The organism is Bradyrhizobium genomosp. I (2014), assembly GCF_000261685.1.
Taxonomy (GTDB): Bacteria; Pseudomonadota; Alphaproteobacteria; order Rhizobiales; family Xanthobacteraceae; genus Bradyrhizobium.
The window spans coordinates 20,917-38,379 of the sequence record NZ_AJQE01000249.1; the positions used below are offsets into that span (position 1 = coordinate 20,917).

General features: G+C 59.0%; 15 protein-coding genes and 1 tRNA gene. 5 read left to right on the forward strand and 11 right to left on the reverse strand.

Annotated features, from left to right (window positions below; all coding sequences use genetic code 11):
* Positions 1-215 precede the first annotated feature (215 nt).
* Positions 216-1,052 carry a helix-turn-helix domain-containing protein gene (locus tag IC50_RS41425; protein WP_157461042.1) on the reverse strand — a complete coding sequence of 279 codons (837 nt, stop codon included), beginning with the start codon at positions 1,050-1,052 and terminating at the stop codon, positions 216-218.
* A 1,356-nt stretch (positions 1,053-2,408) separates the two neighbouring features.
* On the opposite strand from IC50_RS41425, the gene IC50_RS23485 reads away from it, so the two are divergent.
* Genes IC50_RS23485 through IC50_RS23495 form a run of 3 tightly spaced genes read left to right on the forward strand, consistent with a single transcriptional unit; the run spans position 2,409 to position 4,686 of the window.
* Complete coding sequence (locus tag IC50_RS23485; protein ID WP_035710265.1) at positions 2,409-2,852, forward strand: DUF2924 domain-containing protein; 444 nt, start codon at positions 2,409-2,411, stop codon at positions 2,850-2,852.
* Positions 2,849-4,228 (forward strand): recombinase family protein, encoded by a 1,380-nt coding sequence (locus IC50_RS23490; protein ID WP_081492495.1) that lies wholly within the window; start codon positions 2,849-2,851, stop codon positions 4,226-4,228. Before IC50_RS23485 ends, IC50_RS23490 begins: the two co-directional genes overlap by 4 nt.
* Complete coding sequence (locus tag IC50_RS23495) at positions 4,225-4,686, forward strand: hypothetical protein (RefSeq protein ID WP_035710269.1); 462 nt, start codon at positions 4,225-4,227, stop codon at positions 4,684-4,686. The genes IC50_RS23490 and IC50_RS23495 overlap by 4 nt, the downstream gene beginning before the upstream one ends.
* Positions 4,687-4,817: 131 nt before the next feature.
* Here IC50_RS23495 and IC50_RS23500 read toward each other — a convergent pair whose 3' ends face one another.
* From IC50_RS23500 to IC50_RS23525, 7 genes are all read right to left on the reverse strand, one after another.
* A complete protein-coding gene (locus IC50_RS23500) occupies positions 4,818-5,798 on the reverse strand; it encodes an FRG domain-containing protein (protein ID WP_081492496.1) in 981 nt (326 codons plus the stop codon).
* Positions 5,798-6,967, reverse strand: a complete 1,170-nt coding sequence (locus IC50_RS23505; protein WP_035710274.1) for a restriction endonuclease subunit S — start codon at positions 6,965-6,967, stop codon at positions 5,798-5,800. Before IC50_RS23505 ends, IC50_RS23500 begins: the two co-directional genes overlap by 1 nt.
* Before the next feature lie 2 nt (positions 6,968-6,969).
* The gene (locus IC50_RS23510; RefSeq protein WP_035710300.1) at positions 6,970-8,484 is read right to left on the reverse strand and encodes a type I restriction-modification system subunit M; all 1,515 of its coding nucleotides are present in this window, start codon (positions 8,482-8,484) and stop codon (positions 6,970-6,972) included.
* A gap of 37 nt (positions 8,485-8,521) precedes the next feature.
* Entirely contained in the window at positions 8,522-10,879 is a 2,358-nt protein-coding gene (gene hsdR, locus IC50_RS23515; RefSeq protein ID WP_035710277.1) for an EcoAI/FtnUII family type I restriction enzme subunit R, read from the reverse strand.
* A gap of 181 nt (positions 10,880-11,060) precedes the next feature.
* Complete coding sequence (locus IC50_RS38460) at positions 11,061-11,255, reverse strand: hypothetical protein (RefSeq protein WP_050991073.1); 195 nt, start codon at positions 11,253-11,255, stop codon at positions 11,061-11,063.
* Positions 11,252-11,593 (reverse strand): nucleotidyl transferase AbiEii/AbiGii toxin family protein, encoded by a 342-nt coding sequence (locus IC50_RS38465; RefSeq protein WP_277996255.1) that lies wholly within the window; start codon positions 11,591-11,593, stop codon positions 11,252-11,254. The genes IC50_RS38460 and IC50_RS38465 overlap by 4 nt, the downstream gene beginning before the upstream one ends.
* A gap of 429 nt (positions 11,594-12,022) precedes the next feature.
* Positions 12,023-12,112 (reverse strand) — tRNA-Ser (locus tag IC50_RS23525).
* 194 nt (positions 12,113-12,306) lie between these two features.
* Here IC50_RS23525 and IC50_RS23530 point away from each other — a divergent pair.
* Positions 12,307-12,648 carry a hypothetical protein gene (locus IC50_RS23530; RefSeq protein WP_035710279.1) on the forward strand — a complete coding sequence of 114 codons (342 nt, stop codon included), beginning with the start codon at positions 12,307-12,309 and terminating at the stop codon, positions 12,646-12,648.
* 132 nt (positions 12,649-12,780) lie between these two features.
* On the opposite strand, the gene IC50_RS23535 is transcribed toward IC50_RS23530, so the two are convergent.
* The 3 genes from IC50_RS23535 to IC50_RS23545 all read right to left on the reverse strand — a co-directional run bounded on the left by IC50_RS23535 (position 12,781) and on the right by IC50_RS23545 (position 16,796).
* Positions 12,781-14,244 (reverse strand): trehalose-6-phosphate synthase, encoded by a 1,464-nt coding sequence (locus IC50_RS23535; RefSeq protein WP_035710282.1) that lies wholly within the window; start codon positions 14,242-14,244, stop codon positions 12,781-12,783.
* 241 nt (positions 14,245-14,485) lie between these two features.
* Entirely contained in the window at positions 14,486-15,304 is an 819-nt protein-coding gene (gene otsB, locus IC50_RS23540) for a trehalose-phosphatase (RefSeq protein WP_035710285.1), read from the reverse strand.
* Between the two features lie 4 nt (positions 15,305-15,308).
* Positions 15,309-16,796 carry an MFS transporter gene (locus tag IC50_RS23545; protein ID WP_035710287.1) on the reverse strand — a complete coding sequence of 496 codons (1,488 nt, stop codon included), beginning with the start codon at positions 16,794-16,796 and terminating at the stop codon, positions 15,309-15,311.
* A 182-nt stretch (positions 16,797-16,978) separates the two neighbouring features.
* Between IC50_RS23545 and IC50_RS38670 the strand changes: the two genes are divergently transcribed.
* Positions 16,979-17,368 (forward strand): DUF3175 domain-containing protein, encoded by a 390-nt coding sequence (locus tag IC50_RS38670; protein WP_063826474.1) that lies wholly within the window; start codon positions 16,979-16,981, stop codon positions 17,366-17,368.
* The last annotated feature ends 95 nt before the right edge of the window (positions 17,369-17,463 follow it).

Here is a 17,463-nt window from a genome sequence, read left to right on the forward strand (position 1 = left end):
CCCTGTAATCAGCAAATTGCTAGCGGCGACCAAGGTCTTATGTGTGAAACGGGTGGTCTCCTAGACCTTTGACGCCCCAACTCGTCAACCGGACTGTCAACCGGTGTCAACTTTGTCAACCTAACTTTTCATCGCCCCCAGCTAGCGCGATGGCGGGGTGCGAATTACCCGCGAGCGATCTAAAAGCCGGAAGGACCCGTGGCTCACCTCTCGGCCTAGACGCGTCGCAACACTCCGCGAGCCAACAGTTCTTCAACAATGTAAGAGCGGCCGCCTCCCCCCTGTTTCAGTTCGGCCGCCGTAGCCGCTTCTTGCATGGGAAGGTCCACCGCATCGACGATCACGGCCCACGTTGGCGCCGAGCGGAATTCATTCAGTAGATCGTTATTCCACCTACGAGTGGCTGACGCCTCCGCCGCCGCTCCTGCAGAATTCATACGCTGGCCGCTGTAGGGGAGGGAGGCATCACAAGCCCTTCCTTCATCGCCAAGCTTGCTTCTATTCCATCGCGGAAGATGCTCATTGCGAGCGCCGGTTGGCAAGGTTGATGTGATGTGATTGGTGGGCCCTTTTCCTTCAATAGGGTTGATGGAAGAGGTTTGTATGACACCGCTGTCAGGCTGACTGTGACCGAATTGGCAGGTTGAGGAGCCGAGATTGTCATGCTGAGAGTGACAAGGATGGCACTGTGAGGGTGACAAGTTTGGTTGCTCAAAACGAGCAGCCCACTTCTTCCGTCGCAGCTTGTACTGGCGTTCGAGCTCGCGGAAGGCTTCCCAGTTTGGCTCGTAGCTGTTGCAGTGCCGATTGCCGGCATGCTTCCGCTTGCGAAACAACTTGGCTTCCACGAGGCGATTGCCAGCTCTAATAATCGTCCGCGTGCTGCATTTTAAGATATGGGCGGCCGTTTCTTCTGACGGATCACAACGACCGGTCTTCCGGTTAAAGCTATCGATCAGGAAGACCGCAAACTGCTTCTGGGTACCATTTAGCAGTTCCGACATCGCGATGTGCTTGAAGGCAAGCAAGATATCGTTTGGTTGAAAAGTCATCGGCCAGCGCTGTTCGGCGCCGGCTTATAGACGGAGGATTCCGCGATCCAGCGCGTCGACAGCTAGCCAAGATGCGACCGCCGAGTCTTGGAAGTTAAATGGAGAGAAAAGTAGAATTATGGGGCGTGGGAGTGCCAGTCTGGATACTGTTCCTTGTATCTCTCCATGAGGCGCCTGGCTCGCGAACTTTCTGTACCCCCGCCCGCCGCTCGGGGCGCCCTTACACGCGCGGCAGCTGAAAGAGAGGTGTGTACGCCCGATATCAAGTCGGCTCGCATTTCTTCAACAAGAGGTAGATCCTCCAATCTATACGAACCGGAGCCGGGAGGGCGACCCACACCTCGTTTTTTGGGCGGCTCAGGTCGTTGAGCCCCCCGATTGACGGCTTCGCCTGCTAGTTCGTCTTCGCTCACCAGCTCATCGATCGTGGTGAGGTGCTTCCACTCCCCTGCCAGGCCGCCGAGCTCCGCTCGTAGCTGCGGGTCGTGGCTCGCCTCCACTGACGAGCGTGCATCCTCGTATTGCCGATGCCAGGCATCGATTTCGCTGTCGGTAACCGCCGGGTTCGGGTGTTCTCTCAATTCTGCGAGCCGTTTCTCTAACCCGCCTAGCTTCACTACAGCCCAGTCTCTGGCCTCCAAACGGTCAGCAACTATCGATCCCTCTGGACAATCCGGGGGGCCAAGATGCTCTGACCTGCGAAGCACCTGGAGCACTCTTGATGCTAATGAGTGCACGCCGGGAGGCAGCCCCACGCCGAGTTGCTCACAAAAGGTCCGAACCCCTTCCTTGCTGACGATTACGCCCTCAAGGAATTTTGTTGCCTGGTCGCGCGTGATCGGGGCTCGTACCCCGAGGTGGCTGCGCATAGCCCAATGCAGCTCAAGAACATCGACCGTTTCCCCGTCAGGGCGAAGAAACGTTCTGTTTGGAAACCGTCCGCAGACAGCCCAGTCGCAGATCCGCCGCAGGGTGAGCAATGGCAGCTCGCCGCTTCGGTCAGACCAGTCGTTCACCAGATCCTCAAGAAGGACGTATTTGGAGGCGGCCATGGCTCGGGAGGGAATCATCAGCTCAATAGGCGAGAATTTTTCTCCTTTTCGCTGTTATTTTTCAACCGATACAGCTCGGAAAGCTGTCGACTACACGGGCTGGGCCACCTGAGGCCCAGCTCATGACCGATTCGGATCCGAATCCCTGCGACATTCCGGAAGTAGCCGCGATTTTAGCTGCCGGCCTTCTGCGTGTTCTCGACCGGAAGTCCAGCCGAAATTTGGCCGGTGCGTCTAATTCTCCGCTCGACTGTGACAGACAATCTGAGGGTGATGTGGCCCGCAGAGCCCAGGAAGTTGCCCCGTGAAAGAGTCCATTTTGTCGCAGTTGGCGGCCCTGAAAGACGCCTCCGCCCCCGCCCTAAAGGCCCGCTGGCGCGAGCTTTTTGATACGGAGCCTCCTGCCTATAACCGCCGTTTTCTGGAGAGCCGACTGGCCTACCGCATTCAGGAATTGGCCTATGGCGGCCTTAGCCGGGAAACCACTCAGCGGCTCAAAGCCATGGCCAAGCAGTATGCGGACCAGAAGCCGGCGGACCGCAAGGCCCGACCGCTTCTGCGGCCCGTCGCCGGGACGAAGCTGATCCGCGAATGGGAGGGCGTGGAGCACTGCGTCACCGTTCGCCACGATGATTTCGAGTATCTCGGCCGCCCCTACAAGTCCCTGTCCTCGGTCGCCCGCCAGATCACCGGCACCAAATGGAATGGCTGGGTCTTCTTCGGCTTAAAGAACTCGGTGGGAAAATGACGCCCCGCAAACCGGCAAGGGGCCGGGCCAGCCCATTCGCCAACTCCTTCGAGCGAGCAGGTTCAGACCCCGCCTCGGTCCGGAAGGTCCGCTGTGCGGTATATACCCGCAAGTCAAGCGAGGAAGGCCTCGACATGGACTTCAACTCGCTCGATGCGCAGCGAGAATCCTGCGAGGCCTACATCACGAGCCAGCGAGCTGAGGGTTGGACACCAGTTCCGGATCGCTACGATGATGGCGGCTTCTCCGGAGGCACGCTGGAAAGACCGGCGTTGAGGCGGCTTTTGACAGACGTCAAAGCAGGCAGGATCGACGTCATCGTTGTCTACAAGATCGACCGGCTTTCGCGGTCGATGCTCGACTTCCTCAACCTCGTTGAATTGTTCGAGCGCCATGGGGTGACGTTCGTGTCCGTCACTCAATCCTTCAACACCAAGGACGCTATGGGCCGCATGGCCCTGAACATCCTGGTGACCTTCGCCCAATTCGAGCGCGAGCTGATCGGCGAGCGCATCCGCGACAAGGTTGCGGCCTCTCGCAAGCGCGGCAAGTGGATGGGCGGCTGGACACCGCTCGGCTACGAAGTCCGCGATCGCAAGCTGCTGGTTCACCCAACCGACGCGGAGCGGGTCAGAGCGATTTTCCGGCGGTTCGTACAGCTCAAATCCGCAACCCGACTGGCTCGCGAACTCGTCGCTGCCAATGAACGCACCCGCTACGGCCATCTCTTAGACAAGGGGGTGCTGTACAAGATCCTCCACAACCGGGTCTATCTTGGCGAGGCGGTTCACAAAGGCACTTCATATCCAGGCGAGCACGAAGCGATCATCGATCGCAAGCTCTGGGATCAGGTTCACGCGATCCTCAAAGAAAGCCCGCGCAAGCGCGCGAACAACAGCCGAGCACAGACCCCTGCACTGCTGAAAGGGCTCCTCTTCGGTCCTGACGGCGCGGCCATGTCGCCAACTCACACCCGAAAGTCCGGCCGCCTGTATCGCTACTACATCAGCCAGACCGCGATGAAACAGGGTCGATCAGACTGTCCGGTTAAGCTGGTGCCCGCAGCCGAGCTAGAGCGCATCATCGTCGATCAAGTTCGTCTGCTGCTGCAAACCCCTGAGATCATCGTTCAGACCTGGCGCGCTTCACGCAAACAAAACGACAGCGTCACCGAGGACGAGGTGCGGAGCGCGCTGCTCGGCTTTGACGAGCTCTGGGATGAGCTGTTCCCTGCTGAACAGGCGCGCATTGTCGAGCTGCTCGTCGAGCGCGTCGACATGCATGCAGAGCGAATGGATATAGCCTTAAATATCCACGGCCTGACCTCGCTCTCCTCGGAATTGCAGCCGCAACCGTTCCAGGAGGCCGCCGAATGAACCGACCGACCACCCTCACCCTTGGTCCCATTGGTCGGCCGAAGCTCGGTCGAGACGGCCGAACAATGGTCGTGAGCATCCCGATCTCGTTCCGTCGCCAGGGCGGACGCAAACGCGTCGTCACCCCAGCGAATGCGGAGGCCTGGTCGCCGTCGAAGCCTCAGGTCGACAACACCTTGATCAAGGCCGTAGTGCGGGCGCATCGTTGGCGCAACATGCTTGAATCGAACCTATTTAGCTCGGTGCGAGAACTCGCCAAAGCCGAGAAGATCAACGAGTCCTATTTGTGCCGGGTGCTTCGGCTCACCCTGCTCTCGCCGGCCATTACCGAAGCCATCCTGAACGGTCTGCAGCCAGACGGGCTTGAGCTGGCGCAGCTGTTGCGATCCATTCCAGCTGAGTGGGACGAGCAGAAGATCCTGCTGCGCTCACTCGCCCGGAAAGCCGGACGCCGCTGAGGCCCCTTCCCAAGTTGGAAACGGGGCGGGCGTGGATTCGCCCATCGAAAATTATGGAATTTTGTCGGCTGACTTGAGTTAGCTTAATGGTGCGGCTAACCCCTGCGCTGAAAATATCAGCTCTGAAGCTATCATTTCGAGACAGCACGGACAGCCGCCTTTGCAGCATTCTCCAAGGTAGGCATGAGCTTCTCGCGGGTTATGCCTTCGCGCTCCAGCATAATGCGCAGCTGAGGAATTTCCTTGGCCGGAAGTACCATACGGCGGAGCATAGGGTGCTCCTGGTCGTATAAGTAAGATTCACAGTCTTCCTCGCCATATTCGGGCTCATTATTCAAAGCTACGACGACTTCTTCGACTGCGGGCCAAACGCCATTCTGCTCAAAAAAGTCGAGCGCCCATTCGTGCTGAACTTCCAGAAGCAAGCCATCTTGAGCCAAGATAAAGTCATTGCCACGTCGACGCGGGAGTAATGGACGGAGCAGAGTTGTGCCAATACCGCCTTTGAAATGATACATTGACTCGACGGCGTTCATATCGAGCGCCCAGACGCACAAATCGGTCGCATCAAGGTCTGGGCCATAATCCTCCTGCGCAAAGAAGACGGCGAACATCGGATTGAAGGTCCAATCTAAGAAGCGGGTTGGAACGCCGTAATGTTGCGCAATGCCAATATCGTTGGCAGAGAAGAAGGGACTTTCGCTATCAGGTTCGTCTCGAGTATCATCGATGATTCTCGGATCGTCGTTAAGGTCCATCGAATAGGACGTATCAGGCTCGTCCACGTCGAACCCCATCCGCCAGCCGATACACCTGAACTCGTTGAGAACTAGCTTTTCGGCGTGAGTCCAGGCCAGGGCCTTGTGCAAATTTGTTCCTGATAGCCCCTTAACGTCGAGACCGTCTCTCGCACGAACCTCCGCGGTCATCAATCTCGCGATCATCGTATGCAGGCGATTACCTTCCGAAGCAGATCGCCACGCCTGAGGCTTCAGAGGCCAGGCCGCGTTTCTGTGACCACGAAAGATCCATTGCGGAATACCGATGCCGCTTTCTTCGTGCCACGCCGAATTTGAAGCTCTGAGGAGAGCCATGAAACTGGCTGCATCCATTAAAGCTCCCCCTTAAATGCCTTGTCGAGAAACGCTGGGAGCAAAGCTTCAAGTTCATCCTCTGCCTGCGACTGTAGGTGCACGACAGAGCGAATCCGTTCACTCAGTTCATCTATCTTGGCTGTGATGGCCTTTTGTTCGTTTAGAGACGGCGCCGGAACAGGAAATGCACGGATCTCACGAAGAACAATATGGGGAATCATGTCCCCTCTTGATTTCGCGGCCATGCGATCCTTAATCCAGGAGGAGTTGAGCAAGTGGACCAAGTACTTCCCATCGAGCCGGTCACGAAGCGGCTTGATAAGTGCAACGCTGACGAAGAAGCTAAATTGTCGATCTGTGTCGACGTAACAAGGACGTCCTCTTGTCGCTCCGTCCTTTGAATAGAGCACATCGCCTCTTTGCGCCGAGCAGCGGCGACTGAATTCAATATGATCTTCCCGGGATACGTATTTTAAGTCCTCGAATGAAAGAGTGCCGGACACCATGTTCTTGACCGTTACAAACGGAACACCACTTTGATCAGGCAAGTAACTTGGCGTTTGATGCGGCCCGTCGACTATGTGCGACGTTAGCTCGCTCAAAGGGAAGACGGGGTAGCGCGCCGCGAGCCCACGGAAGATAGCACCCAATTCGGACGCGATCAGCGCGCGCGTTGCTTCCGTTGAACGCGCTCGCAGGTTTCGCGCTTCTCCAATTTTTTCAGAAATGTCATCGATGCAAGCTCTAATCCGCCTCTGTTCTTTTAGTGACGGCAGCGGAACGGGTATAGGCAAAAGGCGCTTGGATTTCAGTTCAGTCTTTATTCCACCCGGCACATAAGTTGCGAGCAGGTCTCGAAAAAAGCGACTTCGAAGCATCCACCAAAGAAACTTCACATCAACCTTTTCAAGGTCAGGCTGATAAGCACCATAGTGGATCGTTGCACCGAGCGGCCCTAGCTCTGGCTGGTCATGGATGGCGATTGCTCCTTTAGCCGCGTTAATCCCAGACACAAGCAAGTCACCGGGCTGAACGAGTATCATTCCCGTTTTTGTGTCGAACCCGTCGCGGAGGTGTATCCGACCATCGTCGAACGTTACTTTTTCCACGATGCGCGTCTGCCCGTACACAACTTCAGCGGGCGGCCTCTCTTTGAGAATCTCCCCCAGCGCAATCTGAGTCCACATAATCAAGAAGCTCCCAGCGCGATCTTTATCTCGCGCATCAGCTCTGCAATCTTCATTTCTTTTTCTATGATATCCTCGGCGAGCTGGTCGGGTGGCAGATGCTCAAAGTCAACTTTTCCATTTGGATTCCTACAGTCGAGATTGCAGTTGTCCGCAAGTAGGTCCTCGACAGGCACCTTCCATGCCTGTTGATTTTCCTCCCGCTTCGACCACCAATTCATACAGTCAACAAATTCATCAAACTGAATAGGTTGAGTCTTCGTGTAGTTCTTGCGGCCGTCTGGGAGTGGATGCTCATAGTACCAGACTTCCGTCGTCGGCCCCGATCGGTCGAAAAACAAGATATTGGTCGGGATACCCGTGTAAGGAGCAAAGACGCCACTCGGCAAGCGCACTATGGTGTGAAGATTGAACTCCTTGAGCAATTCTTCCTTGATGCGTGCGCAGACGCCGTCACCAAACAAAGTGCCATTAGGTACCACAACGGCCGCCCTCGCTGATCGACCCATACGCGTTGGCTGACGATGCAACCGCCTCATAATCAGTTGAAGGAAGAGCAGTGCTGTTTCAGCCGTCTGTCTGTCGTCCGGAAAATTTCCTTGGATTCCCTTTTCTTCTTCGCCGCCGAACGGAGGATTTGTGAGAATAACGTCAACGCGCTCCTTCTCTCCGATCTCCGAGAGCTTGAACCGCAGCGCATTGCCTGGATCAATCTGCGGCGCATCCAGTCCATGCAAAAGCAAATTCATCTGCCCGAGAAGATATGGAAGGGACTTAGGCTCACAGCCGAAAATGGTTTCGGTTTGAAGCCGCTTTCTATCGGCTACCGTCTTGACTTGATTCGACAGGTAACTGAACGCCTCAACGAGGAACCCGCCCGTACCGCTGGCGGGGTCAAGTACGGTTTCGCCAAGGCGCGGATCGATCACCTTGACCATGAAACGGACGACAGGACGCGGCGTGTAAAACTCGCCGGAATCGCCCGCGGCGTCGCGCATTTCTCGCAGCATCGATTCGTAGAGAGCACCAAGCGTGTGCAACTCTTCCGACGACGTGAAATGAATATCTGCCACCTTGTTAATTACATCGCGGAGCAAGTAACCACTCTTCATACGGTTATCGACACCGTGAAACACGGTGGCGATCACGTCGCGTCGATTGTCGCCATTTGAGCTGGACAGCCCGCGCAAATAGGCAAAAAGGCCAGATCCCTTCTTGCCAGTCGGGAGGCGCGTTTCATCCTGATTGATGAAAGCGAGCAGCTCGTCGCCCGTGATACCTTGCGGATCGGCTGCCCAGTCGCGCCACCGATAGGGAGGATCGATCGCCGGCCGAAACTGCTTGGTTGCCAGCGCGGCCTCTTGCTCGCGCTGCTGCTCTAGGTCGTCGAGAAATTTGAGAAACATGATCCAGGTAAGCAGTGGCAGTCGGTCCAGATCTCCGTTCAGCCCCTTGTCCTTGCGCATAATGTCGCGCGCGGACTTGAGTAGGCTTCCGAGCGCCTGCGCAGTCGTCATCGGCTTTTCAGCGCCGTTTGTCTTCTTCGTTTTAGGACTACGAGCCATAGAGGATCCCTTGCAGATCGGTTACCGCGGTGCGGAGCTGCTCGGGTCCTCCGAACAACTTGATGATCTCTCCCGGATTGCCATGATTCGAGATGGGAGGTACATGCAGAACGTCGGGTAGCACGAATTGGGCATCGCCGTGCTCCGCGTATTTCTCGAGGAGTTCATCGAGAACCTCTCGCGCCTCGGGGCCGTATTTTTCGAAAAAGTCCTTCCGTTCCTGCTTCAGGCGTTGTGCTCTCTCCCGCCTGGTGCGCAACGGCGCGTTAAAGGCGAGATGGCAAAGAAGGTCAAACGGGTCGGCATCCGGCTGCTGGGTCTGATCGGCCAATTCATCAAAGCCGATGCCACGCTCCGCCAAGGCCTGAATGACTTCATCCCGTTGAGCGACGTCCGCCCAGCGCTTGCGTAATTCCTGCGTGGTCGGACAGAGTGTGCGGATCGTTTCAGCGGCGTAGTCCGTATAGCGGACGACCCGGAGCTGCTTTCCGTTCGGATCGAGTTCGTGGACGAGGTGTGCCACGATCGAGACCTGGCCGCCATCGAAGTAGAATTTACGCGGTTCACCCTCCGGTGGCTCGACGACCGTTGGCTCACGCTCGGGCGGCAACGGCTCGCCATCGGGCGTGATTTCATTCGTAGCGACGATGTCTCCCGCGTCATCTACTTGTTCTTCGGTGACGCGAGCTGGGTCACCGTCGAAGGTGGGATCGGCAAACATCCGCGTTGCCGATCCGGTATAATCGATGATGTTGAACCAGAGCTTCCCATAGTCGTCCCGCAACCGCGTCCCGCGGCCAATGATCTGCTTGAATTCGCTCATCGACCCCACGACACGCGCCAGCACCACGTTCTTGCAGGTAGGCGCGTCAACGCCGGTCGTCAGCAACTGCGACGTTGTCAGAATGGCTGGCGTTAGGGTTTCAACATCCTGGAAACGGCTAAGGTGGCCGCGTCCGATTTGCCCTTCATCGGCGGTGACACGGCAGATGTAGTCGGGATTTTGCGCGTTGAGATCGGCGTTCAGATTTACCAGAGCTTCGCGCATCTCACTGGCATGCTCCTGGTCGACACAAAAGACGATAGTCTTTGCGAAACGATCGGTCTTCTTGAGGAACTCAGTTAGGTGATGTGCAATCGCGTCTGTGCGCGCCCTGAGTGCGATGACCCGCTCGAAGTCCTTAGTCTGATATTCATCATCAGGTATCGCGCGGCCAAATCGATCCACTTCATCCTTGCTCGGACGCCAGCCAGCGGCATCCCACTGCGTAACGACACGATGGACACGATACGGAGCCAGAAAGCCATCATCGATGCCTTGCCGCAGGCTGTACTCGTAAATCGGAATGCCGAAATAGAGGTAGGTATCGCGATTGTCTTCCCGTAGGGGCGTGGCCGTCATACCCAGCTTGTAGGCCGGCTTGAAGTAGTCAAGGATCACGCGCCACGAGCTATCGTCACGCGCACTGCCGCGATGGCATTCGTCGATAATGATGAGGTCGAAGAAGTCTGGCGCAAAGGACTTAAAGAGACCCAGTCGCCTCTCATCTTCGGCGAGTGCCTGATAGATCGCGAAATACATCTCGCGGCTCTGAACGACCTCGCCGGATTCGATCTTGTAGCGGGCATCTCCAAAGGCCGCGAACAGACCATCCTTGGGTTGATCGACCAGAATGTTGCGATCTGCCAAGTAGAGAATGCGTGGACGGCGATGTTCGCCGGTTCGATTCCAGCGTGACGACCATAGCTTCCAGCAAATCTGAAAAGCGACAAAGGTCTTGCCGGTGCCGGTGGCCATTGTGAGCAGAAGGCGCTCGCGGCCCTTAAGGATCGATTCGACCGTTCGGTTGATGGCAATCTGCTGATAATACCGCTCGTCCTTCCCGCCAGTGTGATTGAATGGAGTTAGCAGGCGCTCGCCGGCCTCGGGTTTTGCGAGGCCTTGCCCTGCCTGATAACGCGCCCAGAGATCCTGCGGAGTTGCATAGTCTGCAACGTGGGTTTCTTTGCCAGTAAAATAGTCGATCTCGATGATGTCATGCCCGTTGGTGGCATAGCCAAATTTGAGGCCCAGCATTTCGGCGTAAGTGCGAGCCTGCTGGACGGCATCGGCGGCGGTCTTGTAAGCCGCCTTCGCCTCGACCACGGCCAATGGAAAATCGCGCATGTACCGTAGGAGGTAGTCAACACGTTTTGGCGGCTTGCGAATGAAGCCTTTGCCGACGGGAACGATGCGACCGTCGGTGATGGTGCGCTGCTCGGCGACGGAGTGAGGATCAGTATCCCAGCCCGCGCTCTGAAGCTTCGGCACAACAAATTTTCGGCAGGTATCGGCTTCTGTCGCCATCAATTCATAAGACCAAACTGGGTTGAGAAAGGAAAGAGGAGCAACTTAAGGCTATCTTATCCGGGCGAAGCGCAATGAAATCAATCCCCTAATGGTAGCAGTTACCGAATAACCCTTCAGCCTGAAAGTACCTTTTCTAGGGCTGCCACAAGCTCGGCGCGGCGCTCCTTAGTCAGCTTGTTTAGATTCTCCTGCCGCCATTTGATGGCAGGCAGATCGGCAGCACCCCGGAAGGTCGATAAGCGTCCTCGGGCTCGCCGCGTTCGAAGGACAGAAGAAAGCGCTTGTGCGGTTCGGGCATATTGCCCACGACGTCGGTGATCAGGATTTCCTGCTCCTCAATGAGCTCCTTGAGCGTCACAGCTTCGTCGGTCATGCCGATGAAACACGGTTATAATCGAAGGTCAGCACTTCATGCACTGGTCGCGTCTGGCTTTCGAGATAGACAATGAACGCACGGCGCAAGACGTCATCCATCCCTTCATTTTCGTAAAGGTGTCGTGTGTCGAAGAAGTCACGCGGATGTTGGCGATCGAGCGCTGCGACGATCTTACCTGCGTGGAGATCGGCGAATGAGAGAACCGGCATTTCCGCGAAGCCGAACGTTTCCTCGACCTTTCCGGTCACGCCTTTGGTTTCAGGATTATGGATGCTACCGCGCAAGACCGGGGTTACGTCGATCTTGGTTGTCGCCATCGGCGCGAACCAGCAGATGCGTTCGTGAACCCTTTTGGCCCTCCGCCACGGTCTACCCCGCGATCTTGCTCTTTACGCTTGCAGCGATGCGGCCCATCGCAGCGTCGATTGCAGCAAGTGATTCCGGATAAGCGCACCGCCCCGTCGAAATGCGAAGCCCGATCGAACCCGCAGATTCCGAAATCGGCATAGAATCGGGAGTCCCTCGTTCTCTCATCGGTTGAGGGAGGGAGATTCAAACCGCTGCCCTGATAAGCCATTGATCTTCCAAAAAATCCCGTACTAGACCAATTTTGCGAGTTCTAAGATTCGGAGAAAATTCGGTTCTCCGGGCCTATCCAGGACCAAGTGGACCGGTAACGGGAATTCTCCGTTGGTAAAAACAGCGGGAAAACGGCCGCATTTCCGGCCTGTCCCCAGTCTGATGTACGAAATGATTTTGTGGGCTGGCGGAGAGAGTGGGATTCGAACCCACGGTACGGTTTCCCGCACACACGCTTTCCAAGCGTGCGCCTTAAGCCACTCGGCCATCTCTCCGGAGCGCCTTCTCTTGAAGGGGCGCCGATGAATTTGCAAGGGATCGCGGGGCAAATCGGGGGATTTTCCTCAACTTGTTGTATTTAAAGGATAATATCTGGCGCTGCACGCGCTTTGACCCGCCTGCCGGCTGAACCGCGGGCGGGTTTGGCGCGACGATTCACGGGAAGCCGCCAAACACGACCGGGAACGCCATGACTATCTGCAGGACCATCATCGCCATTGGCCTGATCTCGGCCCTTGGCTCCGCCTTCGCCTTGCCCGCCGCCGCGCAGGTCTGCACCCGGAAAGGCGTCGACGTCAGCTGCGACGACGGCCGGCGCGGGGTGCTTTCGGGCGATGCCATCCTCTGGCCCGATGGCACGCGCTCGAACTCGACGCCGCATCAGAGCGTCATCATCGGCAACAAGAGCTCGGTCCATGTCGGGCCCGGCGTGTTCGTCGGCCAGGGCAAGGGCGTGGTGCCGCTGGACGATCCCAACGCGCCGAACAAGCGGCAATGCGCGATTCTGGAGAGCGTGTCGTATTGTTATTGAGGCTCGCACTATTCGACATCGGCCGTCATGCCCGCGGCTCGTCCGGGACATCCACGCTCTTCGAGCCGCGTGGCAAGACGTGATGGCCGGGGCAAGGCCGGCCATCACGAGCGGATGGAGCCTGCGAAAATCCTAGATCAACCGCACGCCTGATATCGCCGACTTCAGCCAGCGCAGCGCCTGGGGCGGCTGGGCTGCGAGCGGGGCAACGGCGGCCTTCTCGGTCCGGCACTTTTCCAGCTCGGCGACGAAATCGGCGGACCATTGCTGGATGGTGTGGCCGCGCAACTTCTTCATCATCGCGTCCCAGCGCATCTTGCGCTCGGTGAGCGGCATGGAGGCCGCGACCGCGATCGCGCGCGCCATGCCGTCGATGTCGTGCGGATTGACCAGCAATGCCGTATCGAGCTCGTTGGCCGCGCCCGCGAATTTCGACAGCACCAGCACGCCGGGATCGGCCGGGTTTTGCGCGGCGACATATTCCTTGGCGACGAGGTTCATGCCGTCATGCAGCGGGGTCACGACGCCGATCTGCGCGGTGCGATAGAGGCCTGCGAGCACGGCCTGGCTGAAGCCCTTGTTCAGATAGCGGATCGGCGTCCAGTCGACCTCGCCATGACGGCCGTTGACGTCGGTCACGAGGCGCGCGACGTCGTTCTGGAGATTGCCATAGGCCTCGATGCCGCCGCGCGACGGGTTGGCGATCTGGAGCAGAGAGATGCTGCGCGCAAACTGCGGCTGCTCGGTCCAGAGCCGGTCGAACGCGCTGATGCGGTTGACGAGGCCCTTTGAATAGTCGAGCCGATCGACGCCGATCGCCAGACGCTCGCCGTTGAGGCTGCGCCGCAGGCGCGACACATCGGGGTGCGAGGCCGATTTCGCCGCGTACTGCGCAAACTTCTCCGCATCGATGCCGATCGGGAAGACTTCACAGCGCGTGCGCCCGTGTTGCGAGGTCGCAACGCCGCCTTCGATGGCGAGGCCGAGCTCCCCGCCGACATAGCCGAGAAAGTTCTGGCGATCTTCCTCGGTCTGGAAGCCGAGCAGATCGTAGGCCAGCATCGCCGTGATCAGCTCGCGATGGTTGGGCACGCCCTGCACCACCGCGGCGACCGGCCACGGCGTATGCAGGAAGAAGCCGATCGGATCGTCGACGCCGAGGTCGCGCAGCTCGGCGCCAAGCGCGAGGAAATGATAGTCCTGCACCCAGAACGCCGTCCTGGCCTTTCGGAAGCGCAGCAGGGCCCGCGCCATGAAGGCGTTGACCTCGCGATAGCTGACATAGTCCTCCCGCGAGACGCGAATTAGATCGCTGCGCGAATGCAACGCCGGCCACAGCGCCGAATTGGCGAAGCCTTCGTAATAACCGCCATAATGTGCCGCCGGCAGGTCCAGCGTCGCAATCGCGCCGGTCCCGAGCGCCTCGATCTCGGCGAAGGGTTCCTTCTGATGGCCGTCACGCACACGGCCGGAGGAACCGACCCAGATCGCACCAGAATGTTCCACCACCGGAAGCAATGCCGCCGCAAGGCCGCCCGTCATGGGCTCGTTGGGTTTGCCGCGCGCGACGCGATTTGAAACGACAACCAAGTTCACAGGTCGTCCCCTCCTGTTCATTCCACCCCGTTTAACTGCCGTTCATCAATATGGTTCCTGATCATCGTTTCAACCAATTGAAACCAAAATCGGGCGTGCGCGTTGGAACTGGTTTCCCTTGCGGAACCCCGGAATTTCGCTGCAAAGACAGCTTTTCCGATCGTTCTGCGCAGCATGCATTGCGGCGCGCAGTCGGCTCCGCTGACGGTATTCGTGTCTGCGAGGCGGGGCTGCCTTGGTTTCACCTCGGATCGAGCAGTCGCGCGAGGAATGCGCGCACATCGCTCGGCGCATCGAAGTGACCATTCACGCCGATCGCGCGGCGGCCGACCGAGAAGGCGAGCCCGTTCATGTCGGGCATGATCGCAAACACCGTCTCATCGGTGACGTCGTCGCCGATGAATAGCGGGCGTCGTCCCTTGAACGGCTCGTGCTTCATCAGTTCGTGCACGCCGCTCGCCTTGGTGAAGCCGGAATGCTTGATCTCGCAGACGAACTTTCCGGGCAGCACCTCGATCGGCGCGTTGGGCAGGTCGGCGCGGATCAGCGAGACGGATTCGTAGATCGCCTTCTCCGCATGCGGCGCAAGGCGGTAATGCAGCGCGAGCGAATAGCCCTTGTCCTCGAGCAGAATGCCAGGGCTGAGCTTGGCGATGGCGGCCAGGCGCCGCTTCAGCTCCTTGTCGAGCGGCGGCGCGTGCACGTCATCAGCTTCATTGTCCACCGACAGCCGCATCTCCGCGCCGTGGCCGGCGACCGCGCGAAACACATCGGGCGCGAAAATCAGGTCGATGTCGTTGAGCGAGCGGCCACTGACCAGCGCCAGTGCCCCGGAGGTGCGCTCGGTCAGCCGGCCCAGCGTTTCCGACAGGCCCGGCGGCACCCACACCTCGCGTGGCGTCGGCATCAGGTCGAGCAGCGTGCCGTCGATGTCGAGCAGAATGGCGATTTCATCGAGATGCGGCACCAGCGCATGCGGCACCGGCACCGCTTCGGGCGCATCGTCATCCGGCATCGTACGCGTCTGGTCCATCGCCATGTCCCCAAGTTCCGATTTCATCAGTCTACTCCATAAAGGCGAGCGGCCGCGCGATTTGTTCGAGCGGTTTGCGCTCCGCGGAGACGGCATAGCGCCACGCCACGATCGCAGCCGCGATCATCAGAAATGCCCCCAGCAGATAGCCGGCGAACACGCTGTTGCGCGATCCCGTGTCGATCAGCGCGCCGAACAGCGCCGGCCCGACCACGCCGCCGATGCCGGTGCCGACCGCATAGAATACCGCGATCGCCAACGCGCGGACCTCCAGGGGAAACGTCTCGCTGACGGTGAGATAGGCCGCGCTCGCAGCCGGCGAGGCAAAGAAGAAGATCACCATCCAGGCGATGGTCTGCCCCTGCGCGCTCAGCACGCCGATCGAGAACAGATAGCCCGATATCGCCAGTAGCACGCCCGATGCGCCATAGGTGAACATGATCATGGTGCGGCGGCCGAGCGTATCGAACAGACGGCCGAGCAGCAAGGGCCCAAGGAAATTGCCGGCAGCGAAGGGCAGCAGGTACCAGCCGACGTGATCGGCACTGATGCCATAGAAATCGGTCAGCACCAGCGCGAAGGTGAAGAAGATGGCGTTGTAGAAGAACGCCTGCGCGCTCATCAGCACGAGGCCGACCAGCGCGCGCTGACGATAGGCCGAAAACAACGTGTGCACGACCTCGGCGATCGGCGTGTGATCGCGCATCTTCAACCGGATCTTGGTGAAGCGTCCGTCGCTCGTGTCCCGGTCATGCCCGATCACCGAGCGCTCGATCCCGTCGACGATGGCATGGGCTTCGTCGGGACGGCCATGGATCATCAGCCAGCGCGGACTTTCCGGAATCCACATTCGCATCAAGAGCACGACGAGACCGATGGCCGCGCCGATGAGATAGGCCAGGCGCCAGCCGAGATCGGGTCCGATCAATGCTGGATCGAGCAGCACAATGGCCGCCACGGCGCCCATCGCGGCCCCGATCCAGAAACTGCCGTTGATGACGAGATCGGTCCAGCCGCGATAGCGCGCCGGCACCAATTCCTGGATGGTCGAATTGATCGCGGTGTACTCGCCACCGATGCCGGCGCCGGTGAGGAAACGAAACAGCGCATAGCTCGCGACATCCCACGACAGAGCGGTCGCCGCCGTTGCCGAGAGATAGAGCGCAAGCGTGATGAAGAACAGTTTCTTGCGGCCGATGCGATCGGTCAGCCAGCCGAAGCCGAGTGCACCGATCACGGCGCCCGCGAGATAGGCGGAGTTGGCGATCCCGAGATCGAGATTGGAGAAGTGCAGCGACGGGCTCTGCTTCAGTGCACCGGAGAGCGCACCGGCCAAGGTTACCTCGAGTCCGTCGAGAATCCAGGTGATGCCCAGCGCGAGCACGACACGGGTGTGGAAACCGCTCCACGGCAGGGCGTCCAGCCGCGAGGGAATGCTTGTCTCGACGATACGGTCGGTCGCGGTCGCCGCCGGGACTACGGGTGCATAGTTCAGCGCTGGGCTTTGCTGCAATTCCATCGGGCTGTTGCGTCTGATCAATGGAAGCGACCCCGGTTCACATGACGTGGACGGGGTCGATCCGATCATTGGGGGTGCGGCATTCTGCCTGCCACCTGCGACAACGTTTGCGATGGGACCCGGTTCCCAGGGAACAGCCGCCCAAAACGCCCGTTTTCGATTGAGCTCCAGGGAGTTGACGCATGGCTCGGGTCAGGAAGACGACACATTCGCGGAAGACAGGTGCGCGGAAGACAGGTACGCGCAACACCGCGCGTCGCAGGGCGAGCACGACGCGCAAGAGGCCAAGTCGCCGTACAGCACCGAAGCGCTGGTCGCAACGGGTGACGCGGGAGAGCGACGCGCTCGATCTCGAGCGCGGAGTGTTCAAGCTCAAGGACCCCAGGAAGATCGCGGCCTCCCTGAAACGCTCGGCCGAGCACAGCTCGCGTCGCAAGACCGGCGCCTATCGCTCCGCGCTGTCGATGCTGACGTTCTACATCAATCGCGCCGGCAAGACGCTGCCGAAAACGCAGCGCGCACGACTGGAGCGCGCGAAGGTGGAGCTGAGGCGAGCGTTCGGGGAGGAATGAGACTCGCGCTCATTGCTCCGCCGTCGTCCCGGACGAGCGCGCCTGATGGCGGGCTTGTCCGAGGCGGCGCGACGGCGTCGCAGCTATGCCGCGCG